This is a genomic window from Catenovulum maritimum, assembly GCF_001050375.1.
GTDB classification, from domain to species: Bacteria; Pseudomonadota; Gammaproteobacteria; order Enterobacterales; family Alteromonadaceae; genus Catenovulum; species Catenovulum maritimum.
Map to the genome: position 1 here is coordinate 131,173 of NZ_KQ130488.1, position 21,502 is coordinate 152,674.

The window sequence follows — 21,502 nt, forward strand, 5'->3', positions numbered from 1 at the left end:
AAAAATATTTTTTACGCTGGGTTTCCCCAGCGTTTTGTTATTGATCACAATGCGTCTTAGTTGAATCAGCTACTATTTGATTGTTAGTTTTTAATATGTAAGCCATGTCATACGTTTCTAAATCCATTGCTAATAAAGCGCTATAGCCATCTTCATTCGCAATATCAGAAATAATCATGTAATCCATATCACCTTCAATCACCATAGCTTTTACATTGCCTAATGGAGGTTGATTTGCATGAGTAGGGCTGGCAATGACTTTTGCAGTCAAAACACCAGTTGCTAATTGTGAAAGATCCAATTCATAAATTAACTTATTTTTATTATCTACAACAAAAGCTAAACCTCGTTTATTTGAAATAGCGATTGCGTCTGATTTAAATAATTTAATACTTTCATTATTCTCATCTATGATGGAAACAATACTTGAAGCAGTATCTGGCGTGTAACTCTCTGCGACTTTCATTTTACGTAGCAAAGTTTGTCCATTATTGGCTATCGTAGAGTTATCTTTACCGTCTAAGATTAATAACCATTCTTCGTACTCAATTGCAGATTCGTTGTCTCTATTTACTTGGCTGTAAATATCTAAACTAACTGCATTATTGTTTACTCCAGCCGCATCTTGAGTGGATGTTGTTTCTTTAGCTACTACACCTACGCCAGCACCAAAACCTTTAAAGACGAAATCTTCAATTTTAGGTGTTTTTAAACCGACAATGGCTTGATAACGAGGATCTTGATTAAAGTTTGAAGCTGCGCTCATGAACAATTGCTGACCAGAAGCCGTATAAGCAAAGTGACCTGGATGTTTAACACCTTCCCAGTTAGTTTGATACAAACCTTTATTAGAAGTGCTAACATCTCCGGTTAATAAATCGTCAGGATAATAAGCTAAATTACCAGGTGATCCACCAATAACCACACCGCCAACTTCAGGAATAGCATGATTGAATTGAACACCATTTACACCAGCATCACTCCATGACCAAGGTAAAACTAGACAAGTAGGTTTATCTAGACCTTTCAAATCATATCGCCATAAAATACCCGGCGCTTGATTACCAGAAATAGCATCATTATTGCCACTGCCGTCAAGTAAATATAATGAGTTATCTCTAGGGTCTAAAGTTAAATCAACAACATTTTCTAGCACGCTCTGCTCTAATCCAACTGGAAAAGTGAACAATGGCTCTTCACCAATACGAGTAATTTCAGCAGTTGTAATTTCACTTTGAGCAACTTGTATGTCTCGATTAAATTCAACAGGCCAAGTACGAGTTAAATTAGAAGTTGCCACCATAGCAAACTCATTAACGCCAATATTTAGGTCTACTTTCTTTTCCCAACTATAAACATTGCGTTTCAATTCTCCTTGGGTTGCTTCTGAGAATACAGCTGTGCTCTCATCTACTAGTAAAGTTAAATCACTCGCACTTAATTTAGCGAGTTCAGTCATAGTCTCGTCTGAATGGACACGATAAATAGTTAACCCATCAACAACATGCTCTTCTGGGATAGAAGCATCGGGTACCTTTCCGTTATTTGTAAAATCAAGTTGATCTTGACTTATATATACTTTGCCTCGGAGTGTCACTGATTCAGTATAAGTTGCACTTGAAGGAACTGGATATTGAGTTGACAACTCTGGAGCAGGCAAGAAATCCACAGGTTGAGTATGTACTATTACTCTATCTGTTGATTTCTCAACACCCTCTTCGCCGACTTTAATGTCTATGATCAAATTTTTATCATAGAACTGTTCAGCATCTCCATCTTTAGAGGCTACTTTAATGTATAACTTTTCAAACTTACGAATAGTTAATTCAGTATTACCTTCTTGATAAAGCACAAAATCAGCGTCTTTGTTACTATTTATTGAATAATAAATGTCATAGTCTGTTATAGCTGCAGGATCAATTTCAGTATCGTTAATTTTAGTTACTTTACTCAAGACAACTGGTGCATTTGTATTGAAACCATTAAATGTCACAGGCTCCATAGTAAATGTTCGACCAGGTTTTAGGTTGCGTTTAGGTGTCAAAATTTTTGTTTTAACATCTAGCTGAGCATCTCTAACGCCAGTATTGATAATGAACACATCTTTTTGATTTCCAACAACTAAAGTAGCTTGAAATGCTTTTTCCCATTGCTCATCGTTTAAATCAAATGTTGGGGTGATATTAGTTAATAATGTAAGTTTTCCAGGCTGAGCCGTTAGTGGTGCGTTAACACCGAATAATTCTTGTTTATCAACATCTAATGTGTCACTCAATGAGTATTTAAACAAACCTTCAGAAGTTACATCGATTACATCTTCTAACGGAACTGGGGTATAACTCATTAATTCATAGATATAATCTTGATTTTCACAAGCCTCTAATTCAATTACGGCGGGTTGCTCTGGGATGGGTCTGTTATTAGTTTCTGCGTCTTCTTTCGCTAATAACCAATTATCGTAATTAATTTTATTACTTTCTTTACTATTAAAATTACGATTTTCACACTCTTCAGTTGCCGCTGTTATATTCTTTTTAATGCGTGGATCGTATACTGTGCCAGTAATGTCTTTAACTGATTCAATATGAACAGGAACCTCTGCATCTGCAGACATACCATATATGCCAGCACTATTAATTTCTGTTTTGAAGTCGGCATCGACATCCGCTCTTTCCCAATAGTAAGTTAATTTAACTTCTCTAGTTTCTGGATCAATAACCTCACGTGAATATCGAGTGAAACCATAACCACCACGATATAGGATAGGCTCTATATTTTCGTTGGTTTGAGTATTAATCCCAGCTTGTTCTAGTTCGCTTCCACACCCAACTAGCAAAGAAAGTGCACTAGCAATGACAGTTAGCGATACGCTTTTCATTTTATATTTCATCTTAAATACCTAATTCTTCACTTCGAGTTAATTAAAACGCGCTCTAACACCCATGGTGTAGTAAGGGCCTGTCTCGTTATATTCACGTAATAAATGCTTAGTTTCATTAAGGTCACCAACATAACGACGCTTAGGTTCGTCTAAAACATTATTAACTTGGAAATAAAAAGAGATACCCTTGTGCTTATAACTCATTGATAAATCCAATGTTTGAAATGAATCATTCCACACAGGTAATGATATAGCTCGATTTCTATAACCAATTTCACCATCCGAATTAACATAGCTCTCAACTATAATTTGATCTGGCCCACCTGTAGCACCTTCACTGTAGGACTCGTCACGGAAGTTAAATGCAGCTCTAAAGTTAAAACCGTACTTGTCGTAAAATAAAATGAAGTTGGTGCTCTTTTCAGATAAATCTTTAATCGGCAATTTAGAACCGTCTAACTCATTAAAACCAGAGCCTTGATCACTTTTAGTAATGGTATAGTTAGCTTGAGCGCCAAAACCACTTAGCCAACTTGGTAAATATTCAAATGTGTGCGTAGCAGCAAGCTCTATCCCGGTAATAGAACCTTGATCGCCATTACTGGGTTGCTTTATTGCAACTGGATCATCCCACTCACCATTTTTATCCCTATCTTCAGGTGAGAAATAGTTTTGATAGGTGTTAGTTAAAAAATCATCTAGTTGCTTGTAGTAGATGGCAGTACTAAATTGATTTACATCATCTGGATACCATTCCCAAGATAGATCATAGTTAGTCGATTTTTCAGGTTTTAATCTAGGGTTTCCTCGACTACCACTATAACCAAAAGTAGGAATGCTAAATGAAGGAGACATGTCACTAGGGTTTGGTCTTGTCATTGTTTTAGAAAATGCAAAACGCAGAAACATTTTATCTGTTATCAATAAATTAGCATTTAAAGATGGCAAGACATTACTATATTTATTAGTTTCCCTAACCCATGTATAGTGTTCGCCATTGATTTTATCGTAATCTTTAATTGGTCTATAAGTATCTTCATCTATGATACGAGATAATTCCATCCCCAATGACTCAACATCCGTTTCTACATACCGAACACCAAAATTACCGATAAGAGGCATATCAAAGATTTCATTTTCAAAATTAGCTTTTAAGTAGATAGCACGTGTTTGCTCTTCAATTAGGTACGGGAATCTTTGATCTAGAATAAACTGAGCTGCCGGTATATCCATTGTGTAGTCATATTCACGCCAATTTTCAGGTGTTTCATCGCCAGCAGGATACTCCATGCGGTCACGACAAATTTTTTGTTCATCTTTATCGTAAAGAGTACAGTTTCCACCGGTTCGGCCTGGGAACATATCCGCAACTAACTGTTTAATATCAGCATGTTCCATGTCTAAACCTAACCAACCAGGTACATTATCACCATTTGAACCAGGGAAAGTATCATCTAGCTGAATTAAATAACGAGACATATAATTTTTTGTCCCGTAGTGTTCTTCAAAAACTTGATCCATCCATCCAACAGTTGGATTACTCCAGCCAATATTGCCACCTAGCATGGTTTCTGTTGTTAGATCTTGGTCGTAAGCACGCCAGTTATCAGAAGTGATTGATTTATCTGCAGCGCCTGCGTGGATTAACTTGTTTTGTTGACGGTTAATATTATTGTTTGCGACCCGAGCACCAAACTCCCACTTAGTAAAAAAATCACCGTCAACTGTGTAATCAAAATCTAATGACAATGAATCTTTCTTATTTAAGTGAATGCTTTCATTACCCCAAAAGCCACTTACGGTATAAATTTCTGGATTAAGCAATGCGTCTTTCATTGACGCGAAATCACCGTTACCGACGATAATGCCAACATTAGGAACATCTCCTGAAGAGGTAAAATCGTAGTAAACATTTGCACTAGATAAATTAATAACAGCTTCAGCTTCGCTTTTGTCTAAATCAGCTTCAGCTTCAATACTCGCTCTACTTTGTATCTGACCAGCCCCCATATTCAAAGTAAATGCTTCAACCTTCTTCTCCGAACTTGCAGTGGCATAAATAAAATTCATTTCTAAATCATCAGTTAAGAAAATTTTACTGCCGAACTGAAATGTCTCTTGAAGTAAGTTTTCGTCATTAGATCCGTACTGAACTTGAACCGGTGGATTGTAAAGATCTCCTTTAGGTGTAACTGTGGCACTTTGAGCAATATAGCGGGTTAAAGGTTGCTCATAAGCTGCATAAACAGGCGCTAAACCTTTCTTTACATCTGTTGGATTAGCAATGTAAAGCTCATCTTTATTGGGAGTTCTATACCAAGGTCCTATAACGAAAATACTCTCATCAATTAAGGTCCCGTCTTGGTCTCGATCAATGAAATAATTTCTATCATTATTAGTTTTATATTGAATGCCTTGTTTTGTGTATAGGCGATCGAGTTCCATGCGTGTTGCACTGACACTAAATTGCACATTCTCATTTAAAGTCCATTGAACAGCCGCATCTAAAGAAATTCGAGTGTCTTCGTATGGTGTTTGGTTAATAGAAATATTATCAGGCCTAAAAACATCTAAACCAACGAGTTGAGAGCTCTGCTCTGTTTGATTTACTATGGCGGGAGCCCAGTTTGTATCAAACTTATGGGATTCTCTGTTACTCCTTTCAAAAGCTGAATTAAAGAGCAAGCCGATCTCACCAAACTGTTCTAAATCGAATTTAGTCGTTCCCATCAAGGTGCCTTTTCCACCCCAATCAGTCGCTATATCATCTTTAGTCGCTTGATAAGAAACGTTAAAGGTTGTTTTCTTAAAATCTAAAGGTTTAAAAGTATGCAAGCGAACTGTTGCACCTGAAGCCCCTTCAACCATGTCAGCTGTTGGTGACTTAATAACTTCTATTTTAGAAAAAAGTGCAGAATCAACCGCATTGAAAGAGTTAGACCTGTCATCCCCCCCGCTGCCCATTCCTTGACCATTAATTTCAACTCGGTTTTGAGATAATCCCCTCACCTGAAAACCAGAACCTTGGCCTGTGCCATCGCGGTTAATTTGTACCCCTGTTACTCGCTGCAAAGCTTCAGCAATGTTATTATCCGGTAATTGGCCTATATCTTCGGCGGATATAGCATCTACAATTTGATTCGCATTTTTTTTAATGAAAGCAGCTTCTTTTAATGAATTTCTAACACCTGTGACTTCAATAACTTCCGTTTCTTCACCTTGGTTTTCTTCTGCAGCGATTGCAGTGCTCATCCCCAAAGGGGATAACACAGCAGCCGAAGCGAGCAAATGGTAACGAATTTGCTCAGAGAGGGACTTACGTTTGTACATATTTTAATTCCCATTGCATGTTGATACAGTGATTTTTGTTAACCTGAGCTATTTCATCTGATGATGAACAATCAGTAAAAACAGCAAAAACTAACAATCTTTTTATATTAATGTTGAAATCCACTTTTTAGCTTTAGCACAAAAATCCAATAAGTTTCTATGCCTATGCTGCTGAGAACTTCATAATTTCAAATTTATACAACATTATTTAAACATTCACTGACCAAGCATCCAATTCGAACTAACCATACTTCTCACAACACACCACATAAACAATAAACCATTGAATTTAAAACAATTTATAAACAATAAAACCAATCTAAACTAGAGGTATTTTTATAACAAAGGGGCAAAATATATTATCTTTCCAAAACCAAATTTAACAATTTAGGATACAAAAGGTAAAGATATGTAAATGTGAGTGAAAGGTGTTAGATATTATAACAAAGTGTTAGTAATTAATTATAAGTGCGAGATATGTATGACTTTTAAATTAAACTTTAAGATTAGCAAGTTCGATAAAAAATCGTACCAATAAGTGTTTATAAAATTCGGCTATTTCCTACCTATTGTTAAATGAATTTAGAGTCCATTTAAATGTTAAGTAAAAATAAAATAAACACATATTTTTTAGTTATCTCAGCTTTTATAACTAGCTTACAGGCAGAAACTAGCTACAAATTTGAACCATTAGCGCCATTGCAAAGCGAAATTGAATGGACTTCGATTGAAAATATACCTAATAGGACGCTACATAATTTCGACATAGATACATTAGGTAACATTTGGCTAGCGACCTCAAGCGGTATAGTTAAATACGATGGCTTAAAAGTAACTCACTACAATCCACACCAAGGCCTAACTAGTCATAACTTTAAACTCATTAAAGCCACTTCAGAAGGAAAGATCTACGCAGTTGGTTTTAAAGACATTTTTATGCTGGAGAATAATAGATGGACTAAGATCGCAGAAAATCTAAGCCTTTTCCCTTCTGCTTATACTCATATACTGACAGATGCGAGTGAAGCCCCGGATAAGTCAATTTACTTTGCGGCTGAAAATTTTGTTGTTCAAATGAAAAATAAACTAGTGACAAAAAGTCAGCCAATAAACAAATTAATAAAAAACATGACTGTTGATCAGCTTGGTTATATTTGGCTAATTGAAGGAGATGAAGGCGATGTATCAAAATACGAAATGACCAACGGTCTTCTATCTAAAGTTAACACTTGGCCAAAATTATTAGCTGACAAAAATAGAAATAATCTACCTTTCAGCGCATCAATCAAACAAATGAAAAATGGAGATATCTGGTTGATATCAAGCAACAACCATTATCCCCCTATGTACCTAGACCATGAACAAGAAGTATGGAAAAAAATAAAATTACCTAATATTAGAGGTGCAAACATTAACCACAGTGTAATAGAGACTCAAGATGGTTATTACTTAATTACTGCAGCTGATCACATACTCTACAGTAAAATAAACAATTTGAGTTGGCAGTTCCAAGAGCAAGCGAAACACCAACTAAAATTATCACTCCAGTCAAACAAGTTACTCGAACAAGCAGATGGCAGCTTATGGTTATTAGAGCCTAAGTCATCACTTAAACGTTTTAACACCCGTAGTGCAAAAAATAGTATATATCCAAACCTAATTTACCAATGTGAAGATAAAAAAGGTAACCAATACTTTCTTAATCAGCAAAGGCACTTAGTAAAATTTTCTAAATATAGAAACCTGTGGACTCAGTTCACCCAAGCAGACGGCCTAATGGATAAGCCCGTCTCTGCGCTTTGTAGCTCAAAAGATGAGATATGGCTTGCAGGTTCAAATAATAAAGTAGCAGCAGTCAATAGGTATGATGGTATATCTTGGCAACTAATCCAAATTCCTAAATTAGGTAAAAGCATCAATTATCAGTCTCCTTTTGAAGCAAGTGACGGTGCCATTTATTTTGGCAATGATGATAGTTTTTTAGAAAAACCTTTAGCAGCCTATCTAGCTAAATTTAGCCCCAACAATAACAGCAAACAATATGAGCTAAATTTGTTGGCAATTGACTACCCAAAAGTCTCCACAATATCTGAATTACCAAACAATGACTTATTATTAAGTGGTCACCGACTTAGAAAGTACACCACAAGCGGCCATCAAAATTTACCCACTCCGATCAGTTTAAAATCAGGCTGGATAGATGACACTATGGTAACAAAAAATGGTGAAATTTGGTCTGCTGCTTGGGGAGCAGGGATTTTAAGATACAGTCAAAATCAGTGGCAACACATGAGCAAGGCAAATGGCTTATCCAGTAATAATATATCCAACCTCTTACAATTAACCAACCAAGATATCTTAGCACTAAGTGATAAAGGAATTGAAAAGTACAACGGCCGAGATTGGCAGAAACTCAGTTTTCCATTATCTACTGGTGATGCTAGTAAAAGCGTTTTTAAACAGGCAAAAGACGGTGCAATCTGGATAGGAAATTTTCATCAAGACTGGATTTACTCGCACATTGTAAAATATACAAGCAATCATGACACATTTAGTATTCGTTATAGTCCAAACTTAGATGCGCCTGATACCATTGCCAAGATTGTAGAGCAAACAGATGAATATCATAAATCAATTTATGTTGAATGGACTGGTGTCGATAAGTGGTCAGAAACCCCAGTCAACGAATTACAATACTCCTATAAACTGAATGACGAAGCTTGGTCTAGTTATACATTAAACAAAGCCAATTATTTTCCGCGATTACAGCCAGGTGAATACCAACTTCAAGTTAGATCACGTGATAGTCACGGCAATTTAGATACAAGCCCGGCTAAGCTTAATTTTGTTATTAAAATACCATTTTGGGAAACGAACTGGTTTATTGCCCTACTCATCTTAGTGCCCATCATAATAGCCGGCTTACTGATTAGCTTATTAATACAAAGAATCAAGCATGTAGCTAAACTCGACAGAGCCAGGCTCAGGTTTTTAACCAATATTTCGCATGAATTAAGAACTCCACTCACATTAATTATTGGGCCGCTTGAAAAAATATCGAACAGCGTAAATCGGAATAACAAAGTTAAACAACCAATCGAGATGGCTTTAAGGAATGCACGTAGGCTAAATGAATTAGTGGACCAATTGCTGGATTATAGAAAATTACAAACCGGAGCAGTTATTCTGCATCCAAGCACCAAAGATTTTAACCAGTTCATTAAAATGGTCGTTGCTGATTTCGCTAATTTAGCTGAATCACGTGAGCAAAGTATCAATTTAAAATGTGACAATGGAAGTTATTTGTGTAAGTTTGATCCTGACGCCATGCGTAAAATTTTGGATAATTTAGTTTTAAATGCACTTAAATATTCCGCAAATAATACTCAGGTTAATATTAGTGTTAATACTCAAGAGCCGAGCTCAGGCATTGTAGTCATCATTGATGATCAAGGTATTGGAATAGCTCAAGATGATCTAGTGCAAATATTCGACCCTTTCTACAGCGGCAATAATAAACTGGAGTCTAACTTATCTAGCTTTGGTGTTGGCTTAGCTTTAGTTAAAGAATTAGTTGATCTGCAAAATGCTAGTATTACGGCAGAAAGCCCTTACTTTGTTGATAGAGAAGAAATTTCAGGCACAAGGTTTATTCTAAAATTACCGCACTTGACCAAGCTGAAAGTACAAGAAAAAGAGCAAAATAACCAAACAGACATAATACCAGCAACAAGCAAAATTTCTGATTTAAACGACCAACATGAGAAACTCATTTTATTAATAGATGACAACTCTGAATTAGGCGATTACTACTTATCTGAACTAGAAGATGACTTTAAAATAATTTTAGCCTGTAGCGGTGAAGAAGGTTTAAAGCTAGCAATAGAAAAAATCCCCGACATCATAATTTCAGACGTCATGATGCCAGGTGGAATGGATGGTATTAGTATGTGCCAAAAAATTAAAAATCACTCAGCCACTAGCCATATCCCTATTATTTTACAAACTTCTTTAACCTCACAAAGCTCTGAAGCGATGGGACTACAAGCAGGCGCTATTGATTACATCAATAAACCAATTTCGACGCCTTTATTAAAATCTAAAATTAAAAATCATTTAGAAGCGAGTAAAAGGGTCGCAACTTATATTGAAAAACAGCTTATTCGGTCTAAATACATCCCTGCCGAGCTAAATGAACAAGCAGAAAACAACTCTCTACTGACAACTGAAAAATTATCGAGCGCAGATGCGCAGTTTATCCAAAATTTTAAAGATATAGTGGCCGAGCATTACACAGATTCACAGTTTAATGCTGAAGTATTAGCGTCAAAAATAGGCATGAGCCGGAGTGCTTTTTATCGTAAATTTAAAGCCTTAACGAACCACTCTCCTGCCGAATATATTAAGAATTATCGATTAGATTGTGCTGTGGAAATGCTACTTGAACAAGGCTGCGTCATCAACAACATAGCAGAAAAAATTGGCTATGCTGAACTAAGTCCATTTTACCGAGCATTCAAAAAGCGATTTTTATGCACCCCAGCAGAATACCGAACCAAATTACAACAAAGCAATTAAAATGATTAACTGGAAAGATAGGTATCGCTGAAGTTTATCAGGGAGTAAAGTAACTGATTGGAGTAAATGATTGGAGTAAATGAATGTGCTAACTTAGCTAGCACATTCATTAAACATGGCTCAATAAACTAACCTAGTTTATCGCTCGCAACATGATATTCAGGATCTTCTAATATATTAACTTCACAAGCATCGCCAGCTTGTTTCAATAAAGAAACACATTCAGGGCTTAAATGACGTAAATGTAATTTTTTACCGACTTGTTTGTACTTTTCAGCCAAACCATCAATCGCTTCTATGCCAGAATGATCACTTACACGTGAACGTTGAAACTCAACAATCACTTCTTCAGGATCATTTTCAATATCAAATAACTCTTTAAAGTTAGCAACTGACGCAAAGAATACTGGCCCTTGAATTTCATAAACTTTATGACCGTCTTCATTTAAATATGTTTTAGCTTGAATGTGTTTTGCATGTTTCCAAGCAAACACAAGTGCCGAAACAATCACACCAATGACAACCGCAATCGCTAAATCATAAACAACCGTAATGCCTGATACAAGAATGATAATAAACGCATCTGTTACTGGAATTTTACGAATAATACGTAATGATGACCATTCAAATGTGCCTAAAACAACCATAAACATTATGCCAACTAATGCAGCAAGCGGGATCATTTCAATTAAGCCTGCAGCAAACAAGATAAAGCCTAATAATACTAATGCTGCTGTAATACCAGATAATCGACCACGACCACCTGAATTAATATTGATCATAGATTGGCCTATCATGGCACAACCACCCATACCACCAAAGAAACCATTGGTAGTATTTGCTATACCTTGACCAATACATTCACGGTTACTTTTTCCGCGAGTACCGGTAATTTCATCAATTAAAGTTAAAGTCAGTAACGACTCAATCAAACCAATTGCGGCAATAACAAGCGCAGTTGGGAATATGATAATTAAGGTTTCAAGCGTAAAAGGAACCATAGGAATTGAGAAACTCGGTAGTTCACCATTTAATGAAGCGTTAGCTGCTTCTTCTGGTGGTAACATATCGCGAACAAAATCAATAACATTACGAGTATCTAAATCTAAGCCAATCACTATGCCAGTCACCACGACAATCGCAACTAAACCAGAAGGAACTGCTGTCGTTAATTTAGGTAAGAAATGCACAATCGCCATCGTTAAGGCGACTAACCCCAACATAAGATACATGCCCTCGCCTTGCAGCCAAGTCCACTCGCCTACTGAATCCAGTATTTTGAATTGACCTAGCTGGGCTAGGAATATAACAATCGCTAAACCATTGACAAATCCCAGCATAACTGGGTGCGGAACCATACGAATAAATTTACCTAACTTAAACACACCGGCCATTATTTGTAGTAATCCAGCGAGTACAACCGCGGCAAATAAATATTGCACGCCATGTACAGCAACGAGTGCAACCATAACAACAGCTGTCGCACCTGTCGCACCTGAAATCATGCCTGGACGACCACCAAAAATTGAAGTTAGTAAGCCCATCATAAACGCAGCATATAAACCTATCATAGGTTCAACACCAGCAACAAACGCAAACGCAACCGCCTCAGGTACTAAAGCTAATGCTACAGTAATCCCAGACAATACATCGTTTTTAACGTTTGATTGATTTGTATTAATCAAATTAAACATTAGAGTCTCTATAAGTTATTTAAGTGAGTCGCTCAAAATGAGCGTAAATGAAAAGCATCAAACTAAAATGACAATTATAGTTTGATGCTATTAAAACCTTTACTTGGTGACTTTTTTCGCACCGGTAATTTTATTTGCTCGGCCTTCCTCTTTTGCTTTTTCAGCTCTGAGCCTTCTGATCTCTTTTGGATCAGCAATTAAAGGTCGATAAATTTCTATTCTGTCGCCTAGTTTAATTGTATCTGAAAGCTTTTTAGTTCGACTCCAAATTCCAACTTTATTGTTTGCTAGGTCTATCTCAGGATATTCTTCTAAAATGCCTGAAGCTTTAATGCAAGCTTCAATACTTGTCCCTTCAGAAACATGAACTGTCATTATGCTTTGCTTAGTTGGTAATGCGAATGCAACTTCAACTTTAAGTAATTCATCACTCATGCTGTATAAACCTTACTTGCTCTATCAACAAAAGCTTTAACCATATTATTCGCCATATGACTAAAAACAGAACCAAATGCCATAGCAATCAATTTAGATGAAAATTCAAACTCTAAATCTAAAATGACTTTACAAGCATCTTCATCAATTTCTTGGAATTGCCAAGTGCCTGTTAATTTTTTGAAAGGACCATCGACTAAATTTATCTCAATTGATTTCCCATCACACATTTTATTGTGTGTCGTAAACCATTTAGTAATGCCACCCTTACCAACTAACAAGGAAGCTTTTTGTTCAATATCCGTCTTTTCGATTACTTTTACATCTTGGCAATCCGGCAGGAACTTCGAATAAGCAGACACATCATTAACCAAATCATACATATTTTTCGCACTATGCATAACCAAAGCATGTCTGTGTATAGCTGGCATTCTGAACTCCTGAAAATTAACGAGCGCGGATTCTACCATAAATTGATCTCAGCCGCATTTTTGATAATAAAAATTTCATCGAAATTTGTTACTGATGAAACCGCTAGCCTGTTGCTATCGTTTAGGTATAATATCTGGCTTATACCAGAGGGCTAAATGCGCGACATGGTCATATTGTTCACCAAATATACCCTGATGTCGTAGTAAATGCTTGCTCAAAAGCAAATACCAAGATTAGACTCGCCCTATAGATAATCGCTTGTTTCATCGAGAAAATAAACATTTATGGCAAATGCAAAAAAGAAAAAAACCAATACTAGCAACACTATTGCTTTAAATAAAAAAGCAAGGCACGAATATGCCTTGGAAGACAAATATGAAGCAGGTTTAGAGTTACAGGGCTGGGAAGTTAAAAGTATCCGCGCAGGTAAAGTTAATATTTCTGATACCTACGTTTTTATTAAAGATGGCGAAGCATTCTTATTAGGCTGTCAAATTCAACCTTTGCATACTGCGTCAACTCACGTAGTTGCTGACCCTAAACGTTATCGCAAACTACTCATGAAACGTAGAGAAATTGACGCACTTATCGGTGCGCAAGAAAGAAATGGCTACACTATTGTTGCTACCGCCATGTATTGGAAACGCTGCTGGGTTAAGCTAGAAATCAAACTAGGTCGTGGTAAGAAAAGCCATGACAAGCGTGAAGATATTAAAGATAAAGATTGGGCTCGTCAGAAAGAGCGCATGATGAAGCACAACGCCCGCTAATTATTTTGTCAGTGTAGATATCTTGTCTCTCCAAGATAAAATCAAAAAAGAGGCCTAGGCCTCTTTTTTCAATTCAAACATTCAGTGCCAGTTGAAACTAACTTTCAGCAGCTTCCACATGGCAATCTTCGTACTCAAAATCAAGTGCATCGCCATTAACCGTTATCGTAACAGAACCACCTTTAGCCAAAACACCAAATAATAGTTCGTTCGCTAATGGCTTTTTCAAATGTTCTTGTATCACTCTGGCCATAGGTCTTGCGCCCATCGCTTTGTCGTAGCCTTTTTCAGCCAACCACTCTCGAGCATCACTTTGTAAGTTAAGTACCACTCCTTTTTTGTCCAGTTGAGATTCAAGCTCTGCAATAAACTTATCAACGACTTGAACAATAATTTCAGGTGATAAATGATTGAACCAAATTGTACTATCCAGTCTATTTCTAAACTCTGGCGTAAACGTGCGATTAATTTCAACCATAGCATCTGAATCATGATCTTGTTGTTGAAAACCAATTGATTTACGAGTTGTTTCTTGCACACCCGCATTGGTTGTCATCACAAGCACAACATTTCTAAAATCAGCTTTTCGACCGTTATTATCTGTTAAAGTACCGTGATCCATAACTTGCAACAAGACATTAAATACATCTGGATGTGCTTTTTCAATCTCATCCAGTAAAACAACTGAATGCGGATGTTTAATTACTTGATCGGTTAACAAACCACCTTGGTCATAACCAACATATCCAGGTGGTGCGCCAATTAATCGAGATACAGTATGTCGTTCCATATATTCTGACATATCAATTCGGATCAACTCTACACCTAGTGCTTTAGCCAGCTGTTGAGTAATTTCTGTTTTACCAACCCCTGTCGGGCCAGCAAATAAGAAGCTACCTATTGGTTTGGATTCATCACCTAAACCAGAACGGGATAGCCTAATCGCCGATGATAATGTCTCAATCGCTGGATTTTGACCAAACACAACCATTTTTAAATTACGTTCTAAATTCTTCAATACATCTTTGTCTGAAGAAGAGACCGACTTTTCTGGGATACGCGCAATTTTAGAAATAATTTGCTCTATATCCGACACCCCAATCGTTTTTTTGCGCTTACTTGCTGCTAGTAACCTTTGGCTTGCCCCTGCTTCATCGATAATATCTATGGCTTTATCTGGTAACTGCCTTTCATTAATGTATTTTTTCGATAACTCAGCTGCCGCTCTAATAGCTTTATTTGTGTATCGAATGCCATGGTGCTCTTCATATCTAGACTTTAAGCCCATTAATATTTTTGTTGTGTCATCAACTGACGGTTCGACCACATCAATTTTTTGAAAACGTCTAACGAGCGCTCTATCTTTTTCAAAAATTCCTTGGAATTCTTGATAGGTTGTCGAGCCCATACATTTAACTTTACCACCAGACAACAATGGCTTAAGTAAGTTAGACGCATCCATAACACCACCGGATGCAGCACCCGCTCCAATTATGGTATGAATTTCATCAATAAATAAAATGGCGGCTTCATCTTTTTCCAGTTCTTTTAAAAGACCTTTAAAACGCTTTTCAAAATCGCCTCGGTATTTAGTACCTGCAAGTAATGACCCCATATCCAGTGAATAAATAGTTGCATTTTCAATCACTTCTGGGACTTCTTTATTGACGATACGATATGCTAAGCCTTCCGCAATCGCGGTTTTACCGACTCCAGCTTCACCGACTAATAAAGGATTATTTTTACGACGGCGACAAAGCACTTGCACGGTTCGTTCTAATTCAGAGTCTCTGCCGATCAAAGGGTCAATTTTACCTAGCTCTGCTTCTTTGTTTAAGTCGGTACAAAATGACTGTAAAACACTAGTAGATTCACCTTGCGCTTCAGACACTTCTTCAGTATCGACTTGACTGTTTATGTCCTCGCTTTCAATTTTTTTAATTCCATGCGAAATAAAATTAACCACATCTAAGCGAGTAATATCTGACTTTTTCAAAAGGTAAACAGCTTGGGATTCTTGCTCACTAAATATAGCAACCAAAACATTTGCACCCGTTACTTCTGTTTTACCTGAAGATTGAACATGAAAAACCGCTCTTTGTAATACGCGCTGAAAGCCTAATGTAGGCTGAGTTTCTCGCTCGTTGTCACTTTCAGGAATCACAGGTGTTGTTTCGTCTATAAAATTAACTAGCTCTAACTTTAGTTTATCAACGGGCGCACTGCAGGCTTGTAACGCGTCTAATGCAGCGGGGTTATTGAGTAATGCAAGGAGTAAATGTTCAACTGTCATAAATTCATGACGGTGCTCTCTAGCATCGCGAAAAGCATCATTTAGAGTAATTTCTAGATCTTTATTTAACATATGGTACTCCACTAACTGACAAAATAAGTATCCATTTGATTACGCTTGTTCCATAGTGCACTTCAAAGGGTGTTGATTATCTTTCGCATATTTATTTACTTGGGAGACTTTAGTTTCTGCTATCTCACTCGTATAGGTTCCACAAGTTCCCTTTCCATCATAGTGAATTGTTAGCATCACTTGAGTGGCTTTTTCTTCGTCCATATTAAAAAACTTTAACAACACATCCACCACAAAATCCATAGGGGTATAATCGTCATTGTTAAGTATTACTTTGTACATCGGTGGTGGCTTAATCGCCTGACGAACCGGATTTAGTAGTTCGTCATGATCTTCATTAAATTGTTTGTTACTCATAATTAAAATATAGCTCGCTAATGCCTGATTGCCCAACCAATTTATTATATAAAAAAAATTTGGTTAATTTTTCATTAATTGGGCTAATTTAACTTGACTGGTCGGATAATTTATCTACATTTAAATATGTAGTCTGTATTAGAGGTTTTCAATAGCGGTACTCAAATACAGCTTCACGTAATCGATTAAATCGACCCTGTTCAGGATTCAGAAGGAATTAGTAGTATGGCTATCGGTAAAGTGAAATGGTTCAATAACGCTAAAGGTTTTGGTTTTATTGTGCCAGATGGTGAAGATGATGATGTTTTCGCACATTATTCAACTATCAGTATGGACGGTTATCGCACACTAAAAGCGGGCCAAGAAGTTGAGTTTGAACTTGAAGAAGGTCCTAAAGGGCTGCATGCAACAAACATTAAATTACCAGAGATGGTAAAATAACTTCTTATATAAACTTTTATGTTTATTTAAAAAAACCGATTTTACATCGGTTTTTTTGTGTCTGAAATTCGCGGTTATGCTGATTTAAAGCACTTGCATTCCAATTTGAATATCAAGCTGAGTTAAAAAATGGCTGCATACTTTATGCAGCCAAATTATTAAATCTAAAATTATCTAATTTGTAAGATATTTTGTTGTAACTGTGAGTTTATATCTAACGCTCTTGAGTTAGCTTGGAAAGATTTTTGCGCTGTAATCAAATCCACCAGCTCTTGAGTAATATCAACATTAGATTGTTCTAGTGCATTCGACACTATAGTACCAAAAGTACCTGTATTCGCTTCACCCGCTAGTGGTTGACCAGATGAAATCGTTTCTTTCCAGCTCGCATTACCCACTTGTTGCAGACCTTGGTCATTAGCAAATCGAACTAATGCGACTCGTCCTAAATAATCAACTGTACCGTTTGAATAGTTAGCAGACACTAAACCATCATCCGCAATGGTAACACCCGTTAACCGACCCACTGTTGCTCCATCTTGCTCTAACGCGGTTACTTCAAACGACGAAGCAAATTGAGTTGGTGAATCAAAATCAATAATAATACTTTGGCTTCCATCCGCACCATTAGTTAAAACACCCGCTTCGCCAGCGCCATTACCTAATCCCTGACTTTGGATGAAAGGTTGTGGGTCTGTTCCTGGTTCATTACCATTGATAGAAGCTATTTCACCTTGTGCATTAAATCGAATCGCAACGCCTACAAAGTCACCATCACCAGCTGGATAGCCAGTCGGAGCAGCTGTAACCGGAGTTGCAGTTGTGGCATCAGTACCAGCTGAAGTTGAACCATTCAAATCAACCGGAATAGGATTACCATTTGCATCTGCATCAATCGACGAAAAAACATACCAGCGATTATCAACCGGAGGGGTTAAAGTTGGACCAACACCATCTTTCACATAGTAAGTTGTTTGTATATGGCTTTCACCTAAAGAATCAAACACTGTTATTGAAGAAGAAGCATGGTATGTAGAATTATCATTAGGATCAAACAAAGTTGGATCAAGGCCTGTTGAGGTTGAATCAACATTCATTGTCATTTCAACTTCTGTGGTTGCAACTGGCACACCCGCTGAATCAGGGATTCTTAATGCCTCTGTTGTACTTAAAGAGACCCCCTGAGAGGTACCATCCGAGTTCACAGGATAAACCTGTAAAAAACTACCTTGGTTTGTCACAACAAAGTTATCGTCGTCTAGTTTAAAGTTACCTGCTCGAGTAAAAGTCATATCTCTTGCTTCTAAATCAGGTGTTGTTGCATAAAAACCATTACCAGTAACTGCTAAATCAAGCGAGTTATTAGTAAATTTTAAGCTACCTTGTGAAAATTGTTGAGCAACAACAGCGGTTGAACCACCATCACCAACTTTCGTTTTACCACCACCAAACACAGATTGAGCATAAACATCAGAAAACTCTGCTCTGGAACCTTTAAAACCTGTGGTATTGGTATTAGCAATGTTATTTGCCGTCGTATTTAAATCTTTTTGTGCTACCGAAATACCACTAAGCGCAATATTAAATGACATAGCGTTTCACCTCTTTTAATTAATTGCCGCTTAAGGTGCGACTTCAATAATATCATCCATTGAATAGCTGCCTAGGCCAGCTAAATTCATAGACAATTCACTTCCACTTCCAAATCGAACACTATTAACCGTTGAATAAGCTCCCACAGCTAAATCAGTTCGCATACCTGTATTTGCATCTATAGCGCTGGCTGAAATTTGGTACATGTTCGGACCCATCAACTCGCCATCACTATTGCGACCATCCCAGTTAAACCCTGCAGTTCCCGTTTCCGAGGCACCTAAATCTAAAGTTTGGATTAACTTTCCGGATTGATCTTTAATTTGAAGTTTGATGTCGTTCATACTGCCATCAAACATAACTTGGCCTGCCATTGCTCTATTTTCTTCATCAAGTGAAAATAATGGCGCTTCTTCCGCTGAAACAAGCACTGTCCGACCGACCATAGACGAGGCCTGTAAGGCTTTATTAGAGGTTTGACCTGACTCAATACTACCTAAAATAGAACCAAACTGAGAAGATAGTTCAGTAAACTTCTCATTAAGATCACTAATCCCTTCGGCCATGGTAAAATTCGTCATTTGCGAGATCATTTGATCATTATCTGTTGGGTTAGTCGGATCTTGCGCTGCCATCTGTGTTGTAAGCAAAGAGAAAAAATCATCTTGAGTTAACGCCCCCTTTTCTTCAGGTGCTGAGTTAACCTCTTCTTTTTTCCAGTACAAATCACTTAACGAATTTGAATTACTAACTGAATCAACCATATCTTCTACCTACTAACCTTGACCTAAGCGCAATGTTCTAGACAACATCTTTTTTGCTGAATCAGCAATTTGAATATTCGTTTCGTATGCTCTAGAAGCTGAAATCATATTCGCCATTTCTTCCATCACATTAACATTCGGTTTATAGATATAACCGTTTTTATCCGCCATTGGATGATTAGGGCTGTATTCAATCTGCAAAGGTTTGTCACTTTCAACTATCCCTTTAACTTGTACACCAACATTTTCAGTATTGTTCATATTGGCTTGTGCACGCGTCATCTCAGCAGCAAAAACAGGATGTCGAGCACGATACGTTTCATCAACTGACGAGCTCACACTATTGGCGTTGGATAAATTACTCGCAGTTGTATTTAACCGCACCGATTGGGCAGACATAGCTGAGCCCGAAATATCAAATACATTAAATAAACTCATTGACCTTGTCCTGTTATCGCTTTTTTCAGCCCTTTAATGCGGCCGGTTAAAAATTGTAGAGAAGAGTTATATCTCAGCTGGTTTTGCAAAAACTCGTTTCGTTCCGCCATTAACTCAACCGTATTTCCATCGCCTGTATCAGGCTGTAATGGATTTCGGTACTGTAGTCCATCGTTCATACTTGAGCTAAAAGACATATGCTTATCACTCGTTCTAGTTAAAGACGTGGAATACTCCTTACGAGCACCGGATAAAGCGGCTTGAAAATCAAAATCTTTGGCTTTATAGCCAGGCGTATCAGCATTTGCGATATTACTCGCTAAAACTTCAGAGCGTTTAAGCCTTAAGCTCAGTGCTTCGGGATGAATACCAAATGCTTTATCGAATGAGATCGCCATTTTTTTGTCTCCGTTCTAACTTAGTTAAATCAGAGCAAATTAAGTGCCAAAATATCAATCAGTTCTAAATTTAAATTAAACCTATATTTTTCATATAGTTAAGAACGAAAAACTTTAACGAATATTTTGTAGAAAATGAAATGTTGGTAGGTTTTGCCGATAGTTTTATAATTATCGGCAAGTGTGATCAAGATTTTAAGCGGTAAACGATACCTGGGTTACAACGCTGCATTGCAAAGTCGTCACTTAAACCAGAAATAGATTCAGAAGCACCAAGAAACAAGTAGCCGTCAGGGTTTAAAGAACTAGCAAATTGTTTAAGAATTTTAGCTTTGTTCTCAGCAGAAAAATAAATCAAGACGTTGCGACAAAAAATAATGTCAAACTTACCTAAAAGTGAATAGCTATCAAGTAAGTTCATCTGCCTAAAGCTGACTAACTTTTTAACTTCAGGCTTTAATTGCATTGCCCCGGTATCGTTAGCTGGTTCAAAAAATTGTTGTTTTCTTTGCTGTGATAAGCCGCGCGCAAGCGCTAAAGAGTCATAAGTAGCAGCCTTACACATATCTAACATACTAGGCGAAATATCTGTCCCTGTAATTTGAACCTTACCACCTGAAATTTTTCTTTGTTGGTATTCTAAGGCGCTCATAGCAATAGAATATGGCTCTTGCCCTGATGACGAGGCTGCAGACCAAATTTTAATTGGCGCAATACGTTTATCATATTGCGGAAAAATATCATTCTTTAAAACATCAAACGGGTAGGTATCTCTAAACCATAAAGTTTCATTAGTTGTCATGGCATCAACCACAGCGGCACGTAATTGCCGCTCAGTCACACTCATGGCTCGAGTCACAATTTCACCTAGTGATTGTGCTTTATATTTAGCTAATAAAGGCGTCAAACGACTCTTTACTAGGTATTGCTTATTGTCGCCTAAAACGATTCCGCACTGGTGCTCAAGAAAAGTACAGAATTTCTTATAGTCATTTGCGTCAATAGATTTATCTATCACAAATATAG

The 21,502-nt window shown here is 37.1% G+C and carries 15 protein-coding genes; 3 read left to right on the plus strand and 12 right to left on the minus strand.

Annotation, left to right across the window (positions count from 1 at the left end; genetic code table 11):
• Window positions 1-37: 37 nt before the first annotated feature.
• A complete protein-coding gene (locus XM47_RS08985) occupies window positions 38-2,890 on the minus strand; it encodes a hypothetical protein (RefSeq protein WP_048691772.1) in 2,853 nt (950 codons plus the stop codon).
• Window positions 2,891-2,917: 27 nt separating this feature from the next.
• Complete coding sequence (locus XM47_RS08990) at window positions 2,918-6,211, minus strand: TonB-dependent receptor domain-containing protein (protein WP_048691774.1); 3,294 nt, start codon at window positions 6,209-6,211, stop codon at window positions 2,918-2,920.
• A gap of 597 nt (window positions 6,212-6,808) precedes the next feature.
• Here XM47_RS08990 and XM47_RS08995 point away from each other — a divergent pair.
• Window positions 6,809-10,789 carry a hybrid sensor histidine kinase/response regulator transcription factor gene (locus XM47_RS08995; protein WP_048691776.1) on the plus strand — a complete coding sequence of 1,327 codons (3,981 nt, stop codon included), beginning with the start codon at window positions 6,809-6,811 and terminating at the stop codon, window positions 10,787-10,789.
• Window positions 10,790-10,917: 128 nt separating this feature from the next.
• On the opposite strand, the gene XM47_RS09000 is transcribed toward XM47_RS08995, so the two are convergent.
• The 3 genes from XM47_RS09000 to XM47_RS09010 form a co-directional block, all read right to left on the minus strand.
• The gene (locus tag XM47_RS09000) at window positions 10,918-12,483 is read right to left on the minus strand and encodes a SulP family inorganic anion transporter (RefSeq protein WP_048691778.1); all 1,566 of its coding nucleotides are present in this window, start codon (window positions 12,481-12,483) and stop codon (window positions 10,918-10,920) included.
• Window positions 12,484-12,582: 99 nt separating this feature from the next.
• A complete protein-coding gene (locus XM47_RS09005; protein ID WP_048691780.1) occupies window positions 12,583-12,918 on the minus strand; it encodes an RnfH family protein in 336 nt (111 codons plus the stop codon).
• Complete coding sequence (locus tag XM47_RS09010) at window positions 12,915-13,349, minus strand: type II toxin-antitoxin system RatA family toxin (protein WP_048691783.1); 435 nt, start codon at window positions 13,347-13,349, stop codon at window positions 12,915-12,917. The genes XM47_RS09005 and XM47_RS09010 overlap by 4 nt, the downstream gene beginning before the upstream one ends.
• 285 nt (window positions 13,350-13,634) lie before the next feature.
• Here XM47_RS09010 and smpB point away from each other — a divergent pair, with 285 nt between their 5' ends.
• On the plus strand, window positions 13,635-14,120 hold the full coding sequence (gene smpB / locus XM47_RS09015; protein ID WP_048691785.1) for an SsrA-binding protein SmpB: 486 nt from the start codon (window positions 13,635-13,637) through the stop codon (window positions 14,118-14,120).
• A gap of 97 nt (window positions 14,121-14,217) precedes the next feature.
• Here smpB and clpA read toward each other — a convergent pair whose 3' ends face one another.
• Entirely contained in the window at window positions 14,218-16,485 is a 2,268-nt protein-coding gene (gene clpA, locus XM47_RS09020) for an ATP-dependent Clp protease ATP-binding subunit ClpA (RefSeq protein ID WP_048691787.1), read from the minus strand.
• Window positions 16,486-16,524: 39 nt separating this feature from the next.
• Window positions 16,525-16,842 carry an ATP-dependent Clp protease adapter ClpS gene (gene clpS / locus XM47_RS09025; RefSeq protein ID WP_048691788.1) on the minus strand — a complete coding sequence of 106 codons (318 nt, stop codon included), beginning with the start codon at window positions 16,840-16,842 and terminating at the stop codon, window positions 16,525-16,527.
• A gap of 225 nt (window positions 16,843-17,067) precedes the next feature.
• On the opposite strand from clpS, the gene cspD reads away from it, so the two are divergent.
• A complete protein-coding gene (cspD, locus tag XM47_RS09030; RefSeq protein WP_048691790.1) occupies window positions 17,068-17,283 on the plus strand; it encodes a cold shock domain-containing protein CspD in 216 nt (71 codons plus the stop codon).
• 170 nt (window positions 17,284-17,453) lie between these two features.
• On the opposite strand, the gene flgE is transcribed toward cspD, so the two are convergent.
• The 5 genes from flgE to XM47_RS09055 form a co-directional block, all read right to left on the minus strand.
• Window positions 17,454-18,875 carry a flagellar hook protein FlgE gene (gene flgE, locus XM47_RS09035; protein ID WP_048691791.1) on the minus strand — a complete coding sequence of 474 codons (1,422 nt, stop codon included), beginning with the start codon at window positions 18,873-18,875 and terminating at the stop codon, window positions 17,454-17,456.
• Window positions 18,876-18,905: 30 nt separating this feature from the next.
• Window positions 18,906-19,640 (minus strand): flagellar hook capping FlgD N-terminal domain-containing protein, encoded by a 735-nt coding sequence (locus tag XM47_RS09040; protein WP_048691793.1) that lies wholly within the window; start codon window positions 19,638-19,640, stop codon window positions 18,906-18,908.
• Window positions 19,641-19,652: 12 nt separating this feature from the next.
• Window positions 19,653-20,078, minus strand: coding sequence for a flagellar basal body rod protein FlgC (gene flgC, locus XM47_RS09045; protein ID WP_048691795.1), 426 nt, complete (start codon window positions 20,076-20,078; stop codon window positions 19,653-19,655).
• Window positions 20,075-20,476: a flagellar basal body rod protein FlgB gene (flgB, locus tag XM47_RS09050; protein ID WP_048691797.1), complete on the minus strand. Its 402-nt coding sequence runs from the start codon at window positions 20,474-20,476 to the stop codon at window positions 20,075-20,077. Before flgB ends, flgC begins: the two co-directional genes overlap by 4 nt.
• A gap of 187 nt (window positions 20,477-20,663) precedes the next feature.
• Window positions 20,664-21,494 (minus strand): CheR family methyltransferase, encoded by an 831-nt coding sequence (locus XM47_RS09055; protein WP_048691798.1) that lies wholly within the window; start codon window positions 21,492-21,494, stop codon window positions 20,664-20,666.
• Between the last annotated feature and the right edge of the window lie 8 nt (window positions 21,495-21,502).

Coding starts and splice junctions, on each gene's coding strand:
- XM47_RS08985 (WP_048691772.1), bottom strand. CDS start 2,890: ATGAAATATAAAATGAAAAGCGTATCGCTAACTGTCATTGCTAGTGCA.
- XM47_RS08990 (WP_048691774.1), bottom strand. CDS start 6,211: ATGTACAAACGTAAGTCCCTCTCTGAGCAAATTCGTTACCATTTGCTC.
- XM47_RS08995 (WP_048691776.1), top strand. CDS start 6,809: ATGTTAAGTAAAAATAAAATAAACACATATTTTTTAGTTATCTCAGCT.
- XM47_RS09000 (WP_048691778.1), bottom strand. CDS start 12,483: ATGTTTAATTTGATTAATACAAATCAATCAAACGTTAAAAACGATGTA.
- XM47_RS09005 (WP_048691780.1), bottom strand. CDS start 12,918: ATGAGTGATGAATTACTTAAAGTTGAAGTTGCATTCGCATTACCAACT.
- XM47_RS09010 (WP_048691783.1), bottom strand. CDS start 13,349: ATGCCAGCTATACACAGACATGCTTTGGTTATGCATAGTGCGAAAAAT.
- smpB (WP_048691785.1), top strand. CDS start 13,635: ATGGCAAATGCAAAAAAGAAAAAAACCAATACTAGCAACACTATTGCT.
- clpA (WP_048691787.1), bottom strand. CDS start 16,485: ATGTTAAATAAAGATCTAGAAATTACTCTAAATGATGCTTTTCGCGAT.
- clpS (WP_048691788.1), bottom strand. CDS start 16,842: ATGAGTAACAAACAATTTAATGAAGATCATGACGAACTACTAAATCCG.
- cspD (WP_048691790.1), top strand. CDS start 17,068: ATGGCTATCGGTAAAGTGAAATGGTTCAATAACGCTAAAGGTTTTGGT.
- flgE (WP_048691791.1), bottom strand. CDS start 18,875: ATGTCATTTAATATTGCGCTTAGTGGTATTTCGGTAGCACAAAAAGAT.
- XM47_RS09040 (WP_048691793.1), bottom strand. CDS start 19,640: ATGGTTGATTCAGTTAGTAATTCAAATTCGTTAAGTGATTTGTACTGG.
- flgC (WP_048691795.1), bottom strand. CDS start 20,078: ATGAGTTTATTTAATGTATTTGATATTTCGGGCTCAGCTATGTCTGCC.
- flgB (WP_048691797.1), bottom strand. CDS start 20,476: ATGGCGATCTCATTCGATAAAGCATTTGGTATTCATCCCGAAGCACTG.